At 65.1% G+C, this 20267-nt stretch carries 20 protein-coding genes; 9 read left to right on the plus strand and 11 right to left on the minus strand.

Annotated features, from left to right (window positions below; all coding sequences use genetic code 11):
* The first annotated feature begins 170 nt into the window (after nt 1–170).
* From dnaJ to AC0YKC_RS12320, 5 genes are all read left to right on the plus strand, one after another.
* Entirely contained in the window at nt 171–1301 is a 1131-nt protein-coding gene (dnaJ, locus tag AC0YKC_RS12300) for a molecular chaperone DnaJ (RefSeq protein WP_320293880.1), read from the plus strand.
* A 132-nt stretch (nt 1302–1433) separates the two neighbouring features.
* A complete protein-coding gene (gene pmtA / locus AC0YKC_RS12305; RefSeq protein WP_488511212.1) occupies nt 1434–2039 on the plus strand; it encodes a phospholipid N-methyltransferase PmtA in 606 nt (201 codons plus the stop codon).
* A 356-nt stretch (nt 2040–2395) separates the two neighbouring features.
* Entirely contained in the window at nt 2396–2992 is a 597-nt protein-coding gene (locus AC0YKC_RS12310) for an NADPH-dependent FMN reductase (protein WP_488511213.1), read from the plus strand.
* A gap of 23 nt (nt 2993–3015) precedes the next feature.
* The gene (gene pyrF / locus AC0YKC_RS12315; protein ID WP_488511326.1) at nt 3016–3699 is read left to right on the plus strand and encodes an orotidine-5'-phosphate decarboxylase; all 684 of its coding nucleotides are present in this window, start codon (nt 3016–3018) and stop codon (nt 3697–3699) included.
* Between the two features lie 239 nt (nt 3700–3938).
* Nucleotides 3939–4226 (plus strand): DUF1330 domain-containing protein, encoded by a 288-nt coding sequence (locus AC0YKC_RS12320; RefSeq protein ID WP_320293877.1) that lies wholly within the window; start codon nt 3939–3941, stop codon nt 4224–4226.
* Nucleotides 4227–4462: 236 nt separating this feature from the next.
* On the opposite strand, the gene AC0YKC_RS12325 is transcribed toward AC0YKC_RS12320, so the two are convergent.
* The 7 genes from AC0YKC_RS12325 to AC0YKC_RS12355 all read right to left on the minus strand — a co-directional run bounded on the left by AC0YKC_RS12325 (nt 4463) and on the right by AC0YKC_RS12355 (nt 12907).
* The gene (locus tag AC0YKC_RS12325) at nt 4463–5515 is read right to left on the minus strand and encodes a D-alanine--D-alanine ligase family protein (protein ID WP_488511214.1); all 1053 of its coding nucleotides are present in this window, start codon (nt 5513–5515) and stop codon (nt 4463–4465) included.
* Nucleotides 5516–6137: 622 nt separating this feature from the next.
* Nucleotides 6138–7010 (minus strand): SMP-30/gluconolactonase/LRE family protein, encoded by an 873-nt coding sequence (locus AC0YKC_RS12330; RefSeq protein WP_488511215.1) that lies wholly within the window; start codon nt 7008–7010, stop codon nt 6138–6140.
* Between the two features lie 2 nt (nt 7011–7012).
* The gene (locus AC0YKC_RS12335) at nt 7013–7648 is read right to left on the minus strand and encodes a 2-dehydro-3-deoxy-6-phosphogalactonate aldolase (protein WP_488511216.1); all 636 of its coding nucleotides are present in this window, start codon (nt 7646–7648) and stop codon (nt 7013–7015) included.
* On the minus strand, nt 7645–8580 hold the full coding sequence (locus tag AC0YKC_RS12340; protein WP_488511217.1) for a 2-dehydro-3-deoxygalactonokinase: 936 nt from the start codon (nt 8578–8580) through the stop codon (nt 7645–7647). Before AC0YKC_RS12340 ends, AC0YKC_RS12335 begins: the two co-directional genes overlap by 4 nt.
* Nucleotides 8577–9344, minus strand: a complete 768-nt coding sequence (locus AC0YKC_RS12345; protein ID WP_434724695.1) for an SDR family NAD(P)-dependent oxidoreductase — start codon at nt 9342–9344, stop codon at nt 8577–8579. Before AC0YKC_RS12345 ends, AC0YKC_RS12340 begins: the two co-directional genes overlap by 4 nt.
* Before the next feature lie 153 nt (nt 9345–9497).
* Nucleotides 9498–10847, minus strand: a complete 1350-nt coding sequence (locus tag AC0YKC_RS12350; protein ID WP_217578399.1) for a putative bifunctional diguanylate cyclase/phosphodiesterase — start codon at nt 10845–10847, stop codon at nt 9498–9500.
* A gap of 263 nt (nt 10848–11110) precedes the next feature.
* Nucleotides 11111–12907, minus strand: a complete 1797-nt coding sequence (locus tag AC0YKC_RS12355; RefSeq protein WP_488511218.1) for a GtrA family protein — start codon at nt 12905–12907, stop codon at nt 11111–11113.
* Nucleotides 12908–13034: 127 nt separating this feature from the next.
* Here AC0YKC_RS12355 and AC0YKC_RS12360 point away from each other — a divergent pair, with 127 nt between their 5' ends.
* The 4 genes from AC0YKC_RS12360 (at nt 13035) to AC0YKC_RS12375 (ending at nt 17403) form a co-directional block, all read left to right on the plus strand.
* Entirely contained in the window at nt 13035–14039 is a 1005-nt protein-coding gene (locus AC0YKC_RS12360; protein WP_320293870.1) for a glycosyltransferase, read from the plus strand.
* Nucleotides 14040–14153: 114 nt separating this feature from the next.
* Nucleotides 14154–14519: a GtrA family protein gene (locus AC0YKC_RS12365; RefSeq protein WP_488511219.1), complete on the plus strand. Its 366-nt coding sequence runs from the start codon at nt 14154–14156 to the stop codon at nt 14517–14519.
* Between the two features lie 223 nt (nt 14520–14742).
* The gene (gene gshB, locus AC0YKC_RS12370; RefSeq protein ID WP_488511220.1) at nt 14743–15684 is read left to right on the plus strand and encodes a glutathione synthase; all 942 of its coding nucleotides are present in this window, start codon (nt 14743–14745) and stop codon (nt 15682–15684) included.
* Between the two features lie 189 nt (nt 15685–15873).
* Nucleotides 15874–17403: a YifB family Mg chelatase-like AAA ATPase gene (locus AC0YKC_RS12375; protein ID WP_488511221.1), complete on the plus strand. Its 1530-nt coding sequence runs from the start codon at nt 15874–15876 to the stop codon at nt 17401–17403.
* A 166-nt stretch (nt 17404–17569) separates the two neighbouring features.
* On the opposite strand, the gene AC0YKC_RS12380 is transcribed toward AC0YKC_RS12375, so the two are convergent.
* The 4 genes from AC0YKC_RS12380 to AC0YKC_RS12395 form a co-directional block, all read right to left on the minus strand.
* Nucleotides 17570–18157, minus strand: a complete 588-nt coding sequence (locus AC0YKC_RS12380; RefSeq protein WP_488511327.1) for a TetR/AcrR family transcriptional regulator — start codon at nt 18155–18157, stop codon at nt 17570–17572.
* 131 nt (nt 18158–18288) lie between these two features.
* Nucleotides 18289–18879 carry a DUF308 domain-containing protein gene (locus AC0YKC_RS12385; RefSeq protein WP_488511222.1) on the minus strand — a complete coding sequence of 197 codons (591 nt, stop codon included), beginning with the start codon at nt 18877–18879 and terminating at the stop codon, nt 18289–18291.
* A gap of 218 nt (nt 18880–19097) precedes the next feature.
* Nucleotides 19098–19445 carry a hypothetical protein gene (locus AC0YKC_RS12390; RefSeq protein ID WP_488511223.1) on the minus strand — a complete coding sequence of 116 codons (348 nt, stop codon included), beginning with the start codon at nt 19443–19445 and terminating at the stop codon, nt 19098–19100.
* Nucleotides 19446–19754: 309 nt separating this feature from the next.
* Nucleotides 19755–20264, minus strand: a complete 510-nt coding sequence (locus AC0YKC_RS12395) for a hypothetical protein (RefSeq protein WP_488511224.1) — start codon at nt 20262–20264, stop codon at nt 19755–19757.
* Between the last annotated feature and the right edge of the window lie 3 nt (nt 20265–20267).

Below are 20267 nucleotides of genomic sequence, written 5' to 3' on the forward strand. Positions count from 1 at the left end.
GCGCGAAGCCGGGCTTTTTTGCAACCTTGCCTGAAAAAGTGACGGAAAAACCCGGAGCGAGCCCGGCTTGGTACTAGCATCCGAGAAACATCGCTCCTAAATCCAAGACCATGCCGGCAAACGTCGCCAACAATGCTTGAAGACATTGAGCATCCGGACAGCGGGAAAAAATGAAAGCTGATTTCTACGAAACGCTGGGCGTGCAAAAAGGCGCCGACGAGAAGGAACTCAAGAGCGCTTTCCGCAAGCTCGCCATGCAGTTCCATCCCGACCGCAATCCCGGCGACGGTGCCTGCGAGCACAAGTTCAAGGAAATCAACGAAGCCTACGAGACGCTGAAGGATCCGCAGAAGCGCGCCGCCTATGACCGTTTCGGCCACGCCGCCTTCGAGCAGGGCGGCATGAACGGCGCGGCGCACGGCTTTGGCGCCGGCGGCTTCGCCGACATCTTCGAGGACATCTTCGGCGACATGATGGGCGGCCGCCAGCGCCGTTCCTCCGGCGGCCGCGAACGCGGCGCCGACCTGCGCTACAACATGGAAATCACGCTGGAAGAAGCCTTTTCCGGCAAGACGGCGCAGATTCGCGTGCCAGCCTCCATCTCCTGCTCGGAATGCTCCGGCAGCGGCGCCAAGCCCGGCACGCAGCCGGTGACCTGCTCGATGTGCCACGGCCACGGCAAGGTGCGCGCCACGCAAGGCTTCTTCTCGATCGAACGCACTTGCCCGCAATGCCAGGGTCGCGGCCAGACGATCAAGGATCCCTGCCCGAAATGCGCCGGACAAGGCCGGGTCACCGAGGAGCGGTCGCTGTCGGTCAACATCCCGGCCGGCATCGAGGACGGCACCCGCATCCGGTTGGCCAATGAGGGCGAGGCCGGCCTGCGCGGCGGACCTTCCGGCGACCTCTACATCTTCCTGGCGGTCAAGCCGCACGAATTCTTCCAGCGCGACGGCGCCGATCTCTATTGCAAGGTGCCGATCTCGATGACGACGGCGGCGCTTGGCGGCTCCTTCGAGGTCACCACGCTCGATGGCACCCAGACCAAGGTCAAGGTGACGGAAGGCACGCAGAACGGCCGCCAGTTCCGGCTCAAGGGCAAGGGCATGCCGGTGCTGCGCCAGCCCAATGTCGGCGACCTCTACATCCAGACGGCGGTCGAGACGCCGCAGAACCTGACGCGCCGCCAGCGCGAATTGCTGGAGGAGTTCGAGCAGCTCTCCTCGAAGGACAATTCGCCCCAGTCGAGCGGCTTTTTCGCGCGCATGAAGGACTTTTTCGAGTCGTTCGGCGAGAGCTGATCACTACGGGCCCGCGTTCCGGTGCGGACGGTTCCCAAGCGTCATCAACATCTTATGCCAGCTTGACGCCTTGCCTTGTCCCACCCACCTGCTAAGTAGCGGATCGGGGGCTGAGCATTGAGGAGAGCTCGCATGGCACGTAGTCCCGGGTTGCGCAAAGCGCTGGCCGAAAAATTCGACGACGAGCTGAAGTTCTTCAAAGGCTGGATCGACAAGCCGAAAACGGTCGGCTCGATCGTTCCCACCAGTTCCATCACCGCCCGCAAGATGGCCTCGATCGTCAATCCGAGATCGGGCCTGCCTGTGCTCGAGGTCGGGCCCGGCACCGGCGTCATCACCCGCGCCATCCTCGCCCAGGGCGTGAAGCCGGAAAACCTCTACGCGGTCGAATATTCGACCGACTTCGTGCGCCATCTGCGCCGGCTCTATCCCGGCGTCAACGTGATCGAGGGCGACGCCTTCAATCTCAACGCCACGCTCGGCGACAAGCGCGACATGGTGTTCGATTCGGTTGTCTCCGGCGTGCCGCTGCTCAACTTCCCGGTCGCCCAGCGCATCGCTTATATCGAAAGCCTGCTCGACCGCATTCCCGTCGGCAGGCCGATCGTGCAGCTGACCTACGGCCCGCTGTCGCCGATCCCGCCCGGCCGCGGCGACTACACGGTCAAGCATTTCGATTTCATCATCCGCAACATCCCGCCGACGCAGCTGTGGATCTATCGGCGCGAGGCGCATTAGTTTCTAAACGTGAAACCGTTCGCCAATCCCCAGCGATGGCAGCGTCATTGGTGATTGGCCTAAAACGCCGCCACTTCGTCATCCACGGGCGGAGCAAGGAGCGAAGCGACGCGGCGCAGACCCGAGGATCCATTCCGTGACTTCGAAGCGTCGCGACGATCCGGAATTCTGCTCCGCTGCGCTCTACGATCAGGGTAACGGAATGGATCCTCGGGTCTTCGCGACGCCGCTTCGCGGCTGCTCCGCCCGTGGATGACGAAGTTCGTAGGTCGCAACCAATCCTTCGACGTTTTCTGCCCTCTACGCGTTGATTTGAATTACCCTTGGCTGTACCTGTCCCCGAACAAGGGTGGCCGATGGCATTGATCCCAAGAATCCTCGTCTTCGCCGGCTCGGTCCGGACCGGCGCCTATAGCGGCCGGACCGCCGATGTGGCGCGGAAGGAACTCGCCATGCAGGGCGCGGAGGTGACGCGCATCTCGCTCGGCGACTATGCGCTGCCGATCATGGACGAGGACCTGGAAAAGGAAAAAGGCATCCCCGAGAACGCGATCAAGCTCGGCTATCAGATCGCGGCCCATGACGGGCTGCTGATCGCGACGCCTGAATATAACGGCTCGATCCCACCATTGCTCAAGAACTCGATCGACTGGGTGAGCCGGATACGGCGCGACGGCAGCCGCGCGTTCAGGCCGCTTGCCGGCAAGCCGGTCGGGCTCTGCTCGTCCTCGGAGGGCAAATTCGCCGGCATACGCTGCATCAACCATTTGCGCGCGGTGCTGGTGCGCTGCCAGATGGAGGTGATCACGCCGGAATGCTCGGTCTCCGAGGCCGATCAGGCGTTCGCCGAGGACGGACAATTCAAGGACGCCAGACTACACCAATCGATGGAGCGCCTATGCCGCACACTGATCGAAACCTCGCGCATGCTGTCCACCCGGATCGAGGCGTGATCAATTTCGCGGAGGCCGACACGATGCGCGACCGGCTGATCGTCGGGCTCGACCTGCCGACGCTGAAGGAGGCCGAAAGAGCGGTGCGCGAGCTCGAGGGCGCCGTCTCCTTCTACAAGATCGGCTACCAGCTTGCCTTCGCCGGCGGGCTCGATTTCGCTCGGGAACTCGCAAGCGGCGGCACGAAAGTGTTCCTCGACATGAAGCTGCTCGACATCGACAACACGGTGGCCAAGGGTGTCGAGAACATCGTCAAGATGGGCGTCTCGATGCTGACGCTGCATGCCTATCCCAAGGCCATGAAAGCAGCGGTCGAGGCGGCCAAGGGCAGCGATCTGTGCCTGCTCGGGGTGACCGTGCTGACCTCGATGGATGAGCAGGACATGATCGACGCCGGCTATGAGTACGACCCGCACACGCTGGTGCTCAGGCGCTCCGAACAGGCGCTGCATGCCGGCATGGGCGGTATCGTCTGCTCGGCCGAGGAAGCCGAGGCGGTGCGCCGGATCGTCGGACCCGACATGGCGGTGGTGACGCCGGGCATCCGTCCGTCGGGCAGCGACCATGGCGACCAGAAGCGCGTGGTGACGCCGGCACAGGCGATCCGCAACGGCTCCAGCCACCTTGTCGTCGGCCGGCCGATCGTCGCGGCGCCGGACCGCCGCGCCGCGGCCGAGGCGATCCTCGCCGAAATGCAATCCGCCTGAAGGACCAGTTCGGAAACTCTACTCCGGCGGTCATCCGGCGGCGTTTTCTGCGCTTCCGGTGCTCACGTACTTTAAGTACGCTCCGCTCCGGCCTTCGCCGGCCGAAGCCCTCATAAGTGTCTGCGCTCTATGAGGCTACGGTCGGCGTAGGCCGGTTCTCGAAAACACCACCAACTGCCTCACCGGAGCGACTTTCCGAACTGGTCCTCGCTCGCGAAAGACAGACAGGAGAAAAAATTATGCCGAAGGGATATTGGATCGCGCGTGTCGATGTGCGCGACGCCGAGGGCTACAAGGACTATGTCGCCGCCGCGAAGCCGGCTTTCGAGCGCTTCGGCGGGAAGTTCCTGGCGCGCGGCGGCGAGCATGAAAAGGCCGAGGGACCTGGACGCGCCCGCAACGTGATCATCGAGTTCGAATCGCTTGCGGCGGCGCATGAGTGCTACCACTCGCCTGAATATCAGCGCGCCGTCGCCATCCGCCAGAAAGTGGCCGACGGCGAGATCGTCCTGGTCGAGGGGGTTTAGTTCGTCGCGGGCGTCCACCTTGTCGTCATCCACGGGCGGAGCAAGGAGCGTAGCGACGCGGCGCAGACCCGAGGATCCATGCCGTGACTTCAGCGCGCCGCTACGGTCCACAATTCTGCACCGCTGCACTCCACGGCCGAGGCAACGGCATGGATTCCGGGGTCTGCGCCGCGTCGCTTCGCTCCTTGCTCCGCCCTGGAATGACGAAGTCGTTAGGTCTTAGCCAATCATGAATGTCACAACGACAGCCTGTTGGCCGCCGTCTGCGCCATCGCGTCGGCGAGTTCCATGCCCCACTGCCTACGGCAATAATCGCGGAAATCGAAGCAAGGCAGGCCCGGGCAGACTTCGAACTCGATGAGATGCGCGGTGTCGTCGGCCTCGACCCTGAAATCGACGGAAAAGACATCTTTCAGGCCGAGACCGCTTATCAGTTTCTGCGCGATGGCGCGGATTTTCCGATCAGCCTCCGGCTGACTGGCGCCCACGGCCTCAAGCTCCGGCTCGACATAAGTGCCTGCATCCTTCGCGGCCTGGCCGGTCTCGCCATAGAGCGCCATGCTATCGGCCATGGTCTGAAAGTCGCCGCCGGAATCGACGAAGAAGATGCCGAGCGCATCGGTGCCGGTTTCGTGTTTGAGCCCAAGGAAGCTCGCCCGCACGTTGCGGCCGGCGACATAGGGCTGGACGACGACATCGTCGCGATAATGGGCAAAGACGCGCCGGCTAAGCTCCAGCGCATGGCCGAGATCGCTGATGCGCGAATCCGGCCAGATACCGATCTTGGCGCCGAGCCGGTTGGGCTTGACGAACCAGCCTTTGGGCGAGGCCGGCGGCTCGACGAGCCATTCGCCATTGCGGGCAAGGCCGGCTTGCGGCGCCGGAAGACCGAGCGCGCCAAGCACGGCGCCACAGCGGAGCTTGTCCTGGCAGAGCGCGAAAAGGGAATCGTCGGCGCCGATGGTGCGCAAGCCATTCAGCCGCGCCATTGCGGGTGCCGCCCCGCCGCGGAAATAGGCGATGCCGTCGGTCAGCGTCCAGACCAGCGTCGTCGCCGGGTCGGCTTTCGCCAGAACCGGCGCCGCATCGTCGAGCTCGACAGGCTTGAAAGCGAGGCCGCGCTTCTCGCAAGCCGCGGTCAGCTGCCCGAATTCCGGCGCGAGATCGGTCGACTGCGCCAGGTAAGACGAGATCTCGATGGCGCGCTCCGTTGGATAGCCCTCGGCGATAAGCCGGTCGAAACAGGGCTTTTCCGGTTCGTAGACAAGGATCAGCGTCGGCTGCGGCATCGAAAGCTCCGGGCGAAATCAGGCGTACCATCGCATGGCTGCTGCAATCGGCTTGCGGGAAACCGACCGGGCCGGGCGGTTGCGCGATAATAAGCCAGTCGCTACGGCGAAGGCGCCGAACCGTTCTCACGCTTTTCATGGAATTGCTCCAGTTCCCAGCGCAGGGATTTGTTTGCCTTGGGGGCGGCATGCCTTGGAGATTAGCCGAAACGCCCATCACGATCGTCATCCACGGGCGGAGCAAGGAGCGAAGCGACGCGCGCAGACCCGAGGATCCATTCCGTTACGTCGAAGCACCGCTCACGGTGCAGAATTCTGTTCCGTTGTGCCATTCGGCCGAGGTCACGGAATGGATTCCAGGGTCTGCGCGCGTCGCTTCGCTCCTTGCTCCGCCCTGGAATGACGAGGTTGAGAGGCTTCGGCCGATCTCCAGCGTTTGCGCTGATTTCATGGAATGAGCGGTGAAAGCCTTGCCCCTCGACAAACGGCGATCTTTCAAAATCTCTCTATCGAAGAATTAATGCATGTCGCCCAGAAGTGCGCAGCGGTTCCTGGGACAACGACATGCATCAAAACAAAGACTTAAAGCGCGTCGCCTGAAGCCGTTTCGGCGCGACGCGCTTTAAGCGATCAGCACGCGCGGCTCGAAACGGCCTTTGACCGGGATATCGAGCAGGAAGGTCATGCCAGCCTGCGGATCGAGAGCGCGCTGCTTCTCGTCCTTGCCTTTCCAGGCCGAGGTCACCGCCAGGCGGTCGGCTTTCTGGCCGACAAAGGCCGGGCAGGAAGCCTGCGTGACCGGCATGGCGATCTCGCGCAGCAGCGTGCCGTCCGGCGCATAGGCCTTCACCGCCCTGCCGCCCCAGACGGCATTCCACAGCACGCCGTCGCGGTCGACGACCGAGCCGTCGACATAGCCTTTCGAGGAGCGATGATCGACGAACACTTTCGCTTCGCCTGCCGGCAAACCGGTCGCCGGATCGCAGGCCACACGCATCAGAAGCCCGGTCGCGGTGTCGGTGTAGTAGGCGATCTTGCCGTCTTCCGAGAAGCAGATGGAGTTCGAGACGGTGATGCCCGAAAACAGCCGGCGCAATTCGCCCTTGAAGAACCAGTAGATCGAGCCGGCGCCCTTCTCCTCGTCCTTGCCCATCGTGCCGGTCCAGAAGGCGCCGCAGGGATGGACGCGGGAATCGTTGGAGCGCGTCAGCGGGTTGTCGGCCTCGATCGGCGTGTGCAGCGTCAGCCTGCCGGTCTTGACGTCACGTACCTGAAGGCCGATCTCGGTTGCGATGAGCTGGCTATCGGCGTCGATGACGGCGATTGCGCTCGCCATGACGCCCAGGTCATGAATTTTCAGCGCTCCGGCGAGCGGCTTTTCCAGGAGCTTGCCGTTGACGATGTCGAACCAGAACAGCGTGTCGGTGGCGGGATCGTAGCTCGGGCCTTCGCCGAGCTCGCAGATGTGGTCGGAAAAAACCGAAACGCCGTCCATCGTCATCCTCCGAAAGCTTCGTCCCAGGCAGCGACCGCGGCGCGGGCGCACTGCGCGACGTCCTCGACGCTGGCACCCGGCTTGTAGAGGCTCGAGCCCAGGCCGAATACGCTGACGCCGACCGCCTTGTAGCCGGCAAAATCCTTGTCGGAAACGCCGCCGACGGCGCCGACCAGAGTCGCCGCCGGCAGCACCGCGCGGATCGCCGCGATGCCGCTCGATCCAAGCACGCTGGCCGGGAAGAATTTCAGCGCCGAGGCCCCTAACCGGATCGCCTGGAAGGCCTCGGTGGGCGTGAACACGCCCGGCATCGTCACCATGCCGTGATGCATGGCGCGGCCCATGACCTCGGCATCGATGTTGGGGCTGACCAGCAATTTGCCGCCGGCCTTGTGCAGGGCATCGACATCGGCGGCGGTCAGCACCGTCCCGGCGCCGACCAGCGCGGTTTGCGGAAGCGCCTTGACCAGATCGGCGATAGAGACGAACGGCTCCGGCGAATTGAGCGGCACCTCGATGGCCTCGATGCCGGCGTCATATACCGCCCTGCCGATCGCCACGGCCTCGGACGGCTTGAGGCCGCGCAGGATGGCGACAAGGCCGCGTTTCAATTTCGGGAAGGGTGCGGTCTGGCTCATGAAGCGCCTCCAGTCATGCCGTTCTCGCGCGCGGCCTCGACGAGACCGGCGCGCACCGCTTCATCGGCGTCGACAGTGCGAAAAGCAAGGCCGGCAAAGCCGAGCGCCGCGCCATAAAGCGTCGCCAGCGCGCCGGAGGCGATCAAAGCAACCGGCGCGTCGCTCGCGCCGTAGCGGCGCCTTGCCGAGGCGATCTCGCCGCCGATCAGAAGGCCGGACAGGCATGCCGCCGCATCGGCGGGCTGCAGATCCTGCAAGAGCCCGGCGGCGCGGATGGCAAACAGTTTCGAGGTGACGTCGCCGCCTTCGCCGAGCGCCCGTTCGCACCATTGGCGGAAGAACGGACTGTCCGCGGCGACCGGAGCGGGATGCTCGCCCAGCGAATGTTTCAGGATCGAGTGCGTGGCTAAAACCGAAAACAATTCGCCGGTCGGCCAGGTGCCAAAACCTTCGACCGCACCGTCCGCGACCGCGACCCATTTGGAATGGGTGCCGGGCATGCAGACGAGATGGCGTCCCTTTGCCGGCAAACCGGCGCCGGCAAGCTGGGTTTCCTCGCCGCGCATGACATCCGGTGCCTCGGCCAGGCGCTGCGCGAGGCCGGGCACGATGCGGATGTCGCGGCTCGCACCGTCGACGCGGGCAGCGCCGCGCAAAATGGCGCCGATCGGCGCCGGCACGGTGACGTAAGGCGCCTCGATCCAGCCCTGTCGGGAACCAGCCATGCCGCAGATGATGACCGGCAGCGTTTCCGGCGCGCCCATGGCGGCAAGATGGCCTTCCAGCACCTTGGCAAAACCTTTTTCGCGCGCGGTGATCAGCCCGTCGTCGCCGCGCCGCTCTGCAAGCACCTTGCCCGAGCCGTCGAGCAGCCATGCCCTGAGCCTGGTCGTGCCCCAGTCGAGCGCGGCAACCGCGGGCGCCGGGCTCACAGGAAACCTCCATCGACGATCAGCATCTGCGCGGTGAGCATGCGCGAGGCGTCCGACGCCAGGAACAGCACCGTGCCCACCATGTCGTCGGGCTGCATGACGTCCTTGATGCATTGCTTGGCGACATGGGCGGCAAGCCCCTGATCCGTGACCCAGAGCTCGCGCTGGCGCTCGGTGATGACCCAGCCCGGCGCCACCGCGTTGACGCGGATGCGGTCGGCGCCCAGCTTGCCGGCGAGGCCCTTGGTGAGACCGAGTATGCCCGCCTTGGCAGCGGTGTAGGCAGGCATATCGGGGTGGTTGATCAGATAGGAGGTGGAGGTGAAGTTGATGATCGAGCCGCCGCCGGCGCGCTTCATGCCGGGCGCCACGGCCTGCGCGGTGAAGAAATGCGGCCGCAGGTTGATGGCGAGGTTGTTGTCCCAGAACTCGACCGTGACGTCCTCGACCGCGTGGCGGTCATCGAGCGCGGCGTTGTTGACGAGCGTGGTCACGTCGCCATGCGCCTCTGCCGCCCTGGCCGCGGCGGCGCGCAGCGCCTCGATGTCGCGCAGGTCGGCCTTGAGATAGAGCGGGCGGCGGCCAAGCTCCTTCTCCAGCCGGTCGGCGAGGGCGGTGCTTGGCTTGTCGGCGATGTCGATGAAGGCGACCCTGGCGCCCTGGCGCATAAAGCCTTCGGTCAGCGCCGCGCCGATGCCGGAGCCGCCGCCGGTGATCAGCACCGAGGCGCCGTCGAGGTCGGCGAACCGCGCCGATGGCATCATGATCTGTTCTCCCGTTTGGCCGGCGCGCATCCTAGCCAGACAAGGCGCGGGAGCAAGCGGGAACATTGGATTTCCGGTCTAAATGTCAGACAAATGATCGGGGCCGTGCCGGAGCAGCGGCCGCCAGCCATCGGAACGGCCGGAAAGCCGGGATCAGATCGCCTTGGCGTGCAGCGCGCCGCGATAGGAATCGCGCAGATAGCCGAGCGTGGCGTCGGCATCGGCCGGCTTGCCGAACAGATAGCCCTGCCCGCCGGCGCAGCCGAACTGGACGAGGCGATCGGCCTGCGCCTCGTCCTCGATGCCTTCGGCGACGACATCCATGCCGAGCCCTTCGCACATGGCGAGGATGGCGCGGATGATGTGCTCCGAGGGCCGGTCGTCGAGGATGGAGGAGACGAAGGCGCGGTCGATCTTCAGCTTGTCGAAATGGAACTCGCGCAGGCGGCCGAGCGACGACTGGCCGGTGCCGAAATCGTCGAGCGAGACGCGGATGCCGACGCGGCGCAGATCCTCGACGATCTTCTCGGCCGAGGCCGGATCGTTCATCAGGCCGGTCTCGGTGATCTCGATCTCCAGCCGGCGCGGATCGAAGCCGGTGCGGTCGAGGATGGCCAGGATATGCAGGCCGGTGTTCTGGTCGACGAGCTGCGAGGGCGACAGGTTGAAGGACAAGAACAGTTCCTTCGGCCAGCTACGCGCCGCCTCGGTCGCCTTGCGCAGCACCAGCTGCGACAGCGGGCCGATGATGCCGCGTTCCTCGGCGATCGGGATGAAGACGGATGGCGGCACGACGCCGAGGTCGCGATCGGTCCAGCGCGCCAGGGTCTCGAAGCCGATGGTGCGGCGGCTGTTCAAGTCGACGATCGGCTGGAAATGCGGCTCGACCTCGCCGGCCGAGACGGCGCGGCGCAGCGCCTGCTCGATGCGGGTGACGCGCTTGGCCGCCTCCTCCATCTCGCGGGTATAGACGACGACGCGGCCACGGCCCGAGCGCTTGGCGTGATAGAGCGCGGTCTCGGCCTTGTTGACGAGGATCTCGGTGGTCTCATCGCCGGAATAGAACAGCGAGCAGCCGACCGAGGCCGAAAGCCTCGCGGTGCGCTCGCCGACATCATAGGGTGCCGACAGGATCTCGATCAGCATGCGCGACTTCTCGGCCGCCTGCTCCTCCGAGAACACCATCGGGTAGAGATAGGCGAATTCGTCGGCGCCGATACGGCAGACGGTGGAATAGCCATCCATCGAGGCGCGCAGCCGCATCGCCACCTGGATCAGGATGTCGTCACCGGCCTTGTGGCCGAACAGGTCGTTGATCGGCTTGAAGCCGTCGAGGTCGAGGATGCCGACGGTGAAGGGCGCGGGATCGTCGGCGCGGTCGCTTATCAGGCGATCGACCTTGTCGAAGAAGCGACGATGGTTGCCGAGCCCGGTCAACGAATCCGTGAAGGCCAGATCCGTGTTTTCCTTGCCTGGCTGACCGGTGCCAAACGTCGTTTGCATCATGCCTCTGTTCTGATGTCGGTATTTTCGGCCAGACTGGCAGCAAAGCGTTTAGGAAAAGTATCGGAAAATCGATTTTCCATCGTCTGGGAGTTGCTTGGCTCGCCGGCGGCTGTTCAGCTTAACGGCAAGAGAGGGCAACCCAGCCCAAATATTCGTTTATGCGTAATTTCTAATGGAAATATCGAACGGTCTTTTCCCGAGATATAGCTTCCGTTCAAGCAGTTGCAGATGAAAGGCCGTTTCGAGCTTTCGGGAATTGCCTAGCCGGCTTGCCTGACACGATAGAGTTCGATCGGGCCGCCCTTCTCGCCGACCGGCTCGAGCCAGGCCGGCACGGAGCCGCGCAGCAGGCCGGCGAGGAAGCCTTGCGGAGCCTTCCGGGTCAGGATTAGGGTCTCGGCATTGCCGGGGCAGACGGCGACGACGCCGACGCGATGTGCCTCGACGATTGCCCGCGCATCATCGGCCGAGCCGAGAAAGGCGTCCAGCGCCAGGAGATTGCCGGCGACATTGCGGTGGTAGGGGCCGGCGAAGGCGCGATGGCCGCTATAGGCGAGGACCGGCGCCCCGAGATTGGAGATCGTCAGCACGGTGGTGTCGGCCATGGCGCCGAGCGGCGCGAAGGTGACCTTCTTCTCGCAGGTCTTGTCTACAGCGCCGCCCTCGGCGACGGCCTTGCCTTTTTCCAACGCCACCGAGGCGGCCGCGGCGACGCCCGTCCAGACCGGATTGATCGAGACCAGCCAGACGGCCGCAAGGCGCAGCGCCACGCCGAGCGAGGAACTGGTTTCGGCCCGCGCCCGCCATTTGGCGATCCAGGCCGACAGCGGAACGACCGCAAAGGCGATCGAGAAGGTGGTGCCGCGCACCTGCCAGGCGCCGACCGCGAAAGCGACGGCGAGCAGTGCCGTGACGAGGCTGTCCTGCCGCCGCCAGCCGCCGCGGCGGAAACGCAGCGCCATCAGGATGATCGCGACCAGCGGCGTGGCGTAACGCGCCGCCACGCGCGCCGGATCGCGGACAAGCAGCGTGAACAGCGACTGGGCCTCGTCGATATGGTCGAGCCACAGTTCCTTGAGGCGCGGATCGAGGGAGGCGTAGGGGGCTGAGAGGCATTGCGGGAACAGAACCGCCACGACCACGCCGAGGGCGACGCCCAGCGCCGCAAGCGACACCAGCCTGCGCCGCAAGCTGCCGGCGGCGGGCTCGACGGAGGCGATTGCCGCCAGCCCCACGCCGGCAATGGCCGCGACGACGAACTGCGCGACCGAGAAGGCATCGCACTGTGCCACGCCCCACGCGGACGGCGAGACGGTGGTGACGAAGACAAGTGCCGCAACGCCGGCGAAGCCGAGACCGAAATCCCGGGCGATCGCCCGCTCGCCGTTTGGATCGGCGACGAACAGCAGCGCCACGCAAAGGCCGATGGTGGCGACGTAGGGCGCGGTTTCCATGCCGACGGCGAGCGTCAGCGCGGCGCAGAGGCCGGACCATAGCGCGGCCCAGTGCCGCGCGGGCGCTTCGAGCAGCAAAGCGAGGCTTGCCATGGAGAGCATCAGCTGGACGTTGTGGTGATCGAGCGCGCCGGGGTCGTAGATGCCGATGAAATAATAGCCGGCCGCGCCGATCAGGATGGCGGGCAGCACCGCGCCACCGCCGCCGAAGCTGCGCGCGGCGCGGGCGGTGAAGAACAAGGTCGACCAAAGCAGCAGCGCCGGCCACAGCACCTGCGCCACGTCCTCGCCGAGCGGCCTGCTGCCGGTGAGCGCCGAGGCGGCAAGCGCGATGGCGGCGATCGGCGCATCCACCAGCCTCGACCAGTGCATGACGAAACCACCTTCCAGCCCCATCCGGTACTGGTGCAGGTCGAACCAGCCCTGGCCGGCCAGCAGGTCGCGGACCTCGACGAGGCGCAGCAGGTTGTCGTTGTCGCCGCCCGCATCGGTCAGTTGGCCAAAGCCGGCCCATGCATTGAAGGCGAAGCCGAGCAGGGCGGCCAGCAGCGCCAGCACCAGATCGGACTTCCAGGTGGCGGCGCCGTTCTCGGCTGTGCCCATTGCCATGGCCTTTGAAGGGAGAGGATCGGGTTTAAACCTAGCCTTAACGGCTTCAATAAATAGTAAAACGGCTCGAAGGGGCCGGCACAAAGGCGGCCGGAGGCTGATCGAGCGTCCGGAGACAGACATGCCGCATGCAGTCCGCCACGAGCCGGTCATCGCCGTGCTCCTGCCTTGCTACAATGAGGAGCTGACGATCGGCGATGTCGTGCGGCGCTTCCGCGAGACGCTGCCTTCGGCCGCGATCTACGTCTACGACAACAATTCCAAGGACCTCACGGCGCTGAAAGCCCGCGCCGCCGGCGCCACCGTCGTGCGCGAGCCGCGCCAGGGCAAGGGCAATGTGGTGCGGCGCATGTTCGCCGACATCGACGCGGACATCTATGTGATGGCCGACGGCGACGGCACCTACGCGCCGGAGGATGCGCCGCAACTGATCAACGTGCTGCAGACCGAGCGCTGCGACATGGTGGTGGGCACCAGGCGCGGCGTGACCGACGATGCCGGCCGCAACGGCCACGCCTTCGGCAACCGCGTCTTCAACCGCCTCTACAAGGGCCTGTTCGGGACCGACTTCACCGATATCTTCTCCGGCTACCGGGTGTTTTCACGCCGCTTCGTCAAGAGCTTCCCCGCCGTTTCCGGCGGCTTCGAGATCGAGACCGAGATGTCGGTGCACGCCTCGCAGCTCAAGCTGCCGGTGAGCGAGATGGCGCTCGATTACGGCCGCCGCCCGGAAGGCTCGTCGTCGAAGCTGTCGACCTTCCGCGACGGCGCCAGGATTCTGTGGATGTTCGCCATGCTGGTGAAGGAGACGCAGCCGCTGCGCTTCTTCGGCACGTTCGCGCTGTTCTTCCTGGCGGCGAGCATCGGCCTGATGATCCCCGTGCTGGTCGAATTCGCGGAGACGGGACTGGTGCCGCGCATGCCGACCTGGGTGCTGTCGATCGGCATGCTGCTGCTGGCCATGCTCTCGATGATGACCGGCCTCATCCTCGATTCGGTATCGCGCGGCCGGGCCGAGCAGAAGCGCATCTTCTACCTGTCGATTTCCTCCGGCCGGGCCGAGCGCGGGATATCCGCGCAAGCCGCGCCGAAGAGCGAGCCGGGCAAGGCCCCAAGGGCGGCCTAGAGCATGATCCCGAAAAGTGGGAACCGGTTTTCGGAGAAAGATCATGCTCCAACAAAGAGTTAGATCCGTGAGGGCGATTCAACGAAACGCCATCACGATCTAGTGGGTGGCATAGTGGGCCGCCTCGTCCGCTTCGCCTTCACCGGCGGCATCGGTTTCGTCGCCGACGCGGCGGCGCTCTGGCTGCTGCTAGCCATCACGCCGCTCGGCGCGCTTTCGGCACGCGTGCTGTCGATCGGCTTTGCGCTCTGCGTCACCTGGCAGATCAACCGCCATCTGACCTTCTCGCCGTCGAGCCGAAGCATCGCGCAGGAAGGCGCGCGCTATGGCGGCGTCGGCATCGCCACCGGCATCGTCAACTACCTGGTCTATTGCGCGCTGCTCTTCGCAATGCCGGCGCTGGCGGCGCTCGCCTTTGCCTCGATCGTCGCCATGGCGCTGTCCTTCCTTGGATATTCCAGGCTGGTCTTCGACCGCTGAGACTGTTTGGAAATTCTACTCTGGCGGCCATCTGATGGCGTTCTCTGCGCTTCCGGTGCTCACGGACCTGAATGTCCGCTCCGCTCCGGTTCTCGAAACCACCACCATATGACTCGCCAGAGCGAATTTCGAAACAGTCTCTAAGCGTCTGCACCAAGCGAGCACGATTGGCAGACGCCGCCGATTTCCTTATATCGGCGGCAGAGCACGCCGGAGAGAAAAAATGCCGCTGAAGATCGCCGTCCAGATGGACCATGTCTCCACCGTGTCGATCGCCGGCGACACGAGCTTCGCGCTGTCGCTCGAGGCGCAGCGGCGCGGCCACAAGCTTTTCCACTATACGCCCGACCGGCTGTCGCTGCGGGACGGCAAGGTGTTCGCGCGCATCGAGGAGATGCAGGTGCGCGACGAGAAGGGCAACCACTATTCGCTTGGCGAAAAAGTACGCACCGACCTCTCCGAGATGGACGTGGTGCTGCTGAGGCAAGACCCGCCCTTCGACATGAACTACATCACCACCACGCACATACTGGAGCGCATCCATCCGAAGACGCTGGTGGTCAACGACCCGGCCTGGGTGCGCAACAGCCCGGAAAAGATCTTCGTCACCGAATTCCCGGACCTGATGCCGGAAACGCTGATCACCAAGGATCCCCAGGAGGTCGCCGCCTTCCGCAAGGAGTTCGGCGACATCATCGTCAAGCCGCTCTACGGCAATGGCGGCGCCGGCATCTTCCATCTGCACGAGGCCGACCGAAACCTCGCCTCGCTGCTCGAAATGTTCGGCCAGCTGTTCCGCGAGCCCTATATCGTGCAGCGCTACCTCAAGGACGTGCGCAAGGGCGACAAGCGCATCATCCTGATCGACGGCGAACCGGTTGGCGCCATCAACCGCGTGCCGGCCGAGCACGATTCCCGCTCCAACATGCATGTCGGCGGCCGCGCCGAGAAGACCGAGCTGACGGAGCGCGAGCGCGAGATCTGCGCCCGCATCGGGCCTTCTCTGAAAGAACGCGGCTTCATCCTGGTCGGCATCGACGTGATCGGCGACTACATGACCGAGATCAACGTCACCTCGCCGACCGGCGTGCGCGAAGTGCAGCGCTTCGGCGGCGCGGATATCGCGAGCCTGTTCTGGGATTGTGTGGAGGGGAAGCGGGGGTAGTTCTCGCCACGACGCAGGCGGCGCTCCAAGCATCGGGCTTGTCGATGCCGCCGGAGAATAACGAGGCGCGCAGTTGCTCGCGTTCTCGTAATGTTCTTGCCCAAGGCGAAAATCTGTGGTTGTCTAGCCTGATTTCGCTCGCGGCCTGATCGCAGGATCACGCGAGCCGATATTGGGGGCTTGAGACAAATGGTGGCGCGGGTTCGCACGGTCGCTTTCCAGGGCATCGAGGCCGTTCCGGTCGATGTCCAGGTGATGGTCGGGCCGGGCAAGGTCGGCATGCAGATCGTCGGCCTGCCGGACAAAGCGGTGGCCGAGAGCCGCGAGCGGGTGCAGGCGGCGCTGCACGCATCGGGTCTGTCGATGCCGTCGAAGAAGGTGACGGTGAACCTCGCGCCGGCCGATCTTCCCAAGGAAGGCAGCCATTACGACCTGCCGATCGCGCTCGGCCTGATGGCGGCGCTGGGCGCCATACCCGGCGACATGCTGGCCGGCTATGTGGTGCTGGGCGAATTGTCGCTCGACGGCACGATCGCAGGCGTTGCCGGCGCGTTGCCGGCGGCGATCGGCGCCAATGCCGAAGGCAAGGGCCTGATCTGTCCCTTCGCCTGCGGACCGGAGGCGGCCTGGGCCGGCAAGGATTTCGACATATTGGCGCCGCGCAGCCTGATCGCCGTCGCCAACCATTTTCGCGGCACGCAGGTGCTGTCGCGGCCCGAGGCCGGCATAAAGCTCGCCGCGCGCGACCTGCCTGACCTCGCCGACATCAAGGGCCAGGAAAGCGCCAAGCGGGCGGTCGAAGTGGCGGCGGCCGGCGGCCACAACCTTCTAATGGTCGGGCCGCCCGGCTCGGGCAAGTCGATGCTGGCGCAGCGCCTGCCTTCGATCCTGCCGCCGCTGGCGCCGAAGGAGCTGCTCGAAGTGTCGATGATCGCCTCCGTCGCCGGCGAGCTTGGCGAGGGCAAGTTGACCGACCGGCGGCCGTTCCGCGCGCCGCATCACTCCGCCTCGATGGCGGCGATGGTGGGCGGCGGTCTGCGCGCGCGTCCGGGCGAGGTCTCGCTCGCCCATCACGGCGTGCTGTTCCTCGACGAGCTGCCGGAGTTCACGCCGCAGACGCTCGATGCGCTGCGCCAGCCGCTGGAAACCGGCGACTGCATGATTGCGCGCGCCAACCACCGCGTCACCTATCCGGCGCGCATCCAGCTGGTGGCGGCGATGAATCCGTGCCGCTGCGGCATGTCGGGCGAGCCCGGCTATCGCTGCCTGCGCGGCGAGCGATGCCGTACCGACTACCAGGCGCGCATTTCCGGCCCGCTGCTCGACCGCATCGACCTTCGGATCGAGGTGCCGGCGGTCTCGGCAAGCGACCTGATCCGGCCGGACAAGGCCGAGACGAGTGGCGCGGTTGCGCAGCGCGTGGCGCGAGCGCGCGCCATGCAGCGCGAGCGGCTGGAAAGACTGGGAGCCGGCGCCACCACCAACGCGCATTGCCCGCCTTCGATCATCGAGGAGATCGCCAAGCCCGATAGTGCCGGCCTGACGCTGCTCAAGGACGCCAGCGAAAAGCTCGGCTTCTCGGCGCGCGCCTATCACCGCGTGCTGAAGGTGGCGCGCACGCTGGCCGACCTCGACGCCAGCGAGACGGTCGGCCGCATCCATCTCGCCGAGGCGATTTCCTACCGGATGAGCGCCGAGCGGATGGCGCAGGCGGCCTAAAGCAGGTCGCGTGAAAAAGGATTCACGCAACCTGCTTTAAGTCTTTGATCTTAAGCATGTCTTTGTCCCGAAACCGGGACCACTTTCGGGAGACATGCTTTAGACCTATGCGTTTCTAATCGGACCGCATCCGCAGCCAGGCCAGATCGCCCCGACCGATCCCACGTCAATCGGTCGTGGGGATCAGCTTCTGCAGCGTCGGCGCCAGGATCATGCCGAACGTCAGCACGTCGCCATAGGCCCGCGCGGAAATCATCGCTCCGTGCACGGTCGCCATGAAGGCCTCCGCCTCCACGCGCGGCGCGGCGGCGATCGTCAGTGAGCCTTGCGCGGCGCCGCGCTCGATGACGCCGGTCAGCCAACCCGAGAGAAACTGAAAATACGCCCGGACCTCCACGGCAACCTCCGGCGGAAGGGCGGGAAGCTCGCTGGCAAGCAGCGCGCAGACGCAGATCGGCCTGCTCGCGTCCTCGATGCACTGCGCCCAGAAGCCGGCATAGGTTCGCAGCAATTCCGGCGGCCCAGGCACATTGCGCTCAAGCTCCGTCATGCCCGTCACGGCATCCTCGAGGTAGCGCCGGACCAGGGTCTGCACGAGGTCGACCTTGCTGGGGAAATGGTGGTGGATGCTCGCCTTGCGGATACCGACCACCTCGGCGATATCGGCATAGCTGAACCCGTTGTAGCCGCCGGCGACGATGAACGTGCGCGCGGCGGCCAGGATGTCATCGGCGGTGTTCGAGGGCTTATCCATGGACATGCCTAGATCGTGATGGCGTTTCGTTGAATCGCCATCACGATCCAACTTTTTGTTGGGGCATGATCTTTCTCCGAAAACCGGTTCCCACTTTTCGGGATCATGCCTAACGCCCGGCGGAAGAAAGCTCAACTCGCGACCTGTCGCGCCTTGCGAAGCATATCGCCGACGGAAAGCCACACGGCGGACAGCAGGAAGTAGAAGGCGCCGAACGCGGCATAGGGCGCGACATTGGCGATGCCGATGGCTTCCGCGCTGCCCGCCATCTTGACGAAGAAGAGGCCGGCCAGCGCCGACTGGGCGCCGCTCAGGATCATCGCCCACTGCGCGCCGTTGGTCTTCCAGCGACGAACCGCCGTCAGCAGTTGAAATGCGCCGGCGACGACGGCCCAGACACCATAGACCGCGAGCACCGCGTTCATGCCGCGGCCAAGCGCGATGGCGACCGCGATCGCGGTGACGATGCTGACGACGAAATTGAGCAGCTGCGATCCGTTGCCGCGAAGCCCTCCGCTGCGCCGCGCGTCGACGTAGTTCGCAAGCGCGTCCCATAAGGGGTAGGCGACCAGCATGATTGCGGCGAGCTGCGGGACTGTCTTCGCGACGGTGAAGGCCGCCAGGACCCAGGCAGCCGATACGGCAAAGCGCAGATAATAGTAGCTTTTGAGCCAGGCGTTTGAGGACTGGGCGCGGTTCTGACCGCTCGTTTGTGCAGACATGACGATAATCTTCCTTTGGTTTTGCTGCCTACCTACTAGAAGGTAGATGGCAATCCGTCAAGCCATTTTCGAGGTGGCCGCCTGGAGCAATCCAGGAAAAGTGTGAGCGGTCAGGTTCGGCGACTCGCCGTAGCCCTCCGTCCGGAATTGCGTAAAAACAACGGGATAGAGCGGTTCGCCGTTTCCGTGAAACGGTGAAACGCTCTTCAGCGCCCCGCCTACTCCGCCAGATCCACAGTCTCGGTCGAATGCTCGGTGCAGATGAAGCAGCAGGTGTCGCAGGGCTGGTCGTTGTCTGGGCCGACGCCAGCGGAGACCTGGTCGTTGCCGACCACCCAGGCGCCCCAGCAGATATGCTCGCCCGGCTCGCAGGAGATCGGCACGGATTTGCGCGCCTTCGGCCGAATGAGGAAGACCTTGTCGTCGCCCGGCCAGACTTTTTGGCTGTCGCGGCTGAACAGCTCCACCGCAACGCCATCCGAGCGCTGGTTGCGCACGAAGACCGACATGTCGGCGGCGAAGGCCGGCGAGGTGAGGAGAAGAGCGGCAAGCAGAGCGCGAATCATGGCGAGGTCCCCGAGGGGAGTAGAGCACGGGTGGTGAAGCCGCGCGACCTTCCCTTCTCCCCTTGTGGGGTGAGAAGCGGTCCGCTTTAGCGGACGAAAAGCCAATTGCTTGGCTTTTCGAGCTTCGAACGCCCTGAGCCTGCGAAGGGCCGGGTGGTGACCGAGCGAAGCTCGGACGGATGAGGGGTGCTCCAGCTTGGCGAAGACGTTCGCCGCAACGTGCGCATGGCCGACGCCTCACTCCGCTGGAACACCCCTCATCCGGCCGCTTCGCGGCCACCTTCTCCCACAAGGGGAGAAGGGGGAGCCCTACCTTCTCACCACCACATGCGGCGCAAGCTTCCGCACTGCATCCACCAGATCCTCGCCGCGCACGTCGAGCGAGGAGATCTCCATGTGCACGGTGGTCTTGCCGAAAGGCATCAGGCCGAAAGCGTTGGCGGAGGAATATCGGATTGCGTCGGGCGGCTCCTCGGTGAGCTCGAAATTGAGCATCGCCGCGCCCTTGCCGCCGGCGGCAAGCCGCACGCTGCGCACCTTGCTCCACGGCACCAGCACGTCGCCGGCGCGACTATCGCGGAAGCCGTGGCTGTTCAGCGTCACCTTGACCGACGTGTCGAAGGCGCCGCGGGCGATGAAGACGCCGAGCCCCAGGCAGGCGGCGCTAAGCAGCGCGATCCACAGCACATGCCCGCCATCCGCGCCGGAAGCCACGCCCTGCAACGCGCCGAAGCCGAAGATGCCACCAAGCAGAAATGGACCGAGGGCGGGGAGGATCTTTCCCGAGAGGCTGTTGCGGATTTCGAGCGGCGCGGCCATCGC

The organism is Mesorhizobium sp. CNPSo 4661, from assembly GCF_057784215.1.

Coding starts and splice junctions, on each gene's coding strand:
- dnaJ (WP_320293880.1), top strand. CDS start 171: ATGAAAGCTGATTTCTACGAAACGCTGGGCGTGCAAAAAGGCGCCGAC.
- pmtA (WP_488511212.1), top strand. CDS start 1,434: ATGGCACGTAGTCCCGGGTTGCGCAAAGCGCTGGCCGAAAAATTCGAC.
- AC0YKC_RS12325 (WP_488511214.1), bottom strand. CDS start 5,515: ATGCCGCAGCCGACGCTGATCCTTGTCTACGAACCGGAAAAGCCCTGT.
- AC0YKC_RS12350 (WP_217578399.1), bottom strand. CDS start 10,847: ATGCAAACGACGTTTGGCACCGGTCAGCCAGGCAAGGAAAACACGGAT.
- AC0YKC_RS12385 (WP_488511222.1), bottom strand. CDS start 18,879: ATGTCTGCACAAACGAGCGGTCAGAACCGCGCCCAGTCCTCAAACGCC.
- AC0YKC_RS12310 (WP_488511213.1), top strand. CDS start 2,396: ATGGCATTGATCCCAAGAATCCTCGTCTTCGCCGGCTCGGTCCGGACC.
- AC0YKC_RS12395 (WP_488511224.1), bottom strand. CDS start 20,264: ATGGCCGCGCCGCTCGAAATCCGCAACAGCCTCTCGGGAAAGATCCTC.
- AC0YKC_RS12380 (WP_488511327.1), bottom strand. CDS start 18,157: ATGGATAAGCCCTCGAACACCGCCGATGACATCCTGGCCGCCGCGCGC.
- AC0YKC_RS12360 (WP_320293870.1), top strand. CDS start 13,035: ATGCCGCATGCAGTCCGCCACGAGCCGGTCATCGCCGTGCTCCTGCCT.
- AC0YKC_RS12390 (WP_488511223.1), bottom strand. CDS start 19,445: ATGATTCGCGCTCTGCTTGCCGCTCTTCTCCTCACCTCGCCGGCCTTC.
- AC0YKC_RS12375 (WP_488511221.1), top strand. CDS start 15,874: ATGGTGGCGCGGGTTCGCACGGTCGCTTTCCAGGGCATCGAGGCCGTT.
- AC0YKC_RS12355 (WP_488511218.1), bottom strand. CDS start 12,907: ATGGGCACAGCCGAGAACGGCGCCGCCACCTGGAAGTCCGATCTGGTG.
- AC0YKC_RS12320 (WP_320293877.1), top strand. CDS start 3,939: ATGCCGAAGGGATATTGGATCGCGCGTGTCGATGTGCGCGACGCCGAG.
- pyrF (WP_488511326.1), top strand. CDS start 3,016: ATGCGCGACCGGCTGATCGTCGGGCTCGACCTGCCGACGCTGAAGGAG.
- AC0YKC_RS12330 (WP_488511215.1), bottom strand. CDS start 7,010: ATGGACGGCGTTTCGGTTTTTTCCGACCACATCTGCGAGCTCGGCGAA.
- AC0YKC_RS12345 (WP_434724695.1), bottom strand. CDS start 9,344: ATGATGCCATCGGCGCGGTTCGCCGACCTCGACGGCGCCTCGGTGCTG.
- gshB (WP_488511220.1), top strand. CDS start 14,743: ATGCCGCTGAAGATCGCCGTCCAGATGGACCATGTCTCCACCGTGTCG.
- AC0YKC_RS12335 (WP_488511216.1), bottom strand. CDS start 7,648: ATGAGCCAGACCGCACCCTTCCCGAAATTGAAACGCGGCCTTGTCGCC.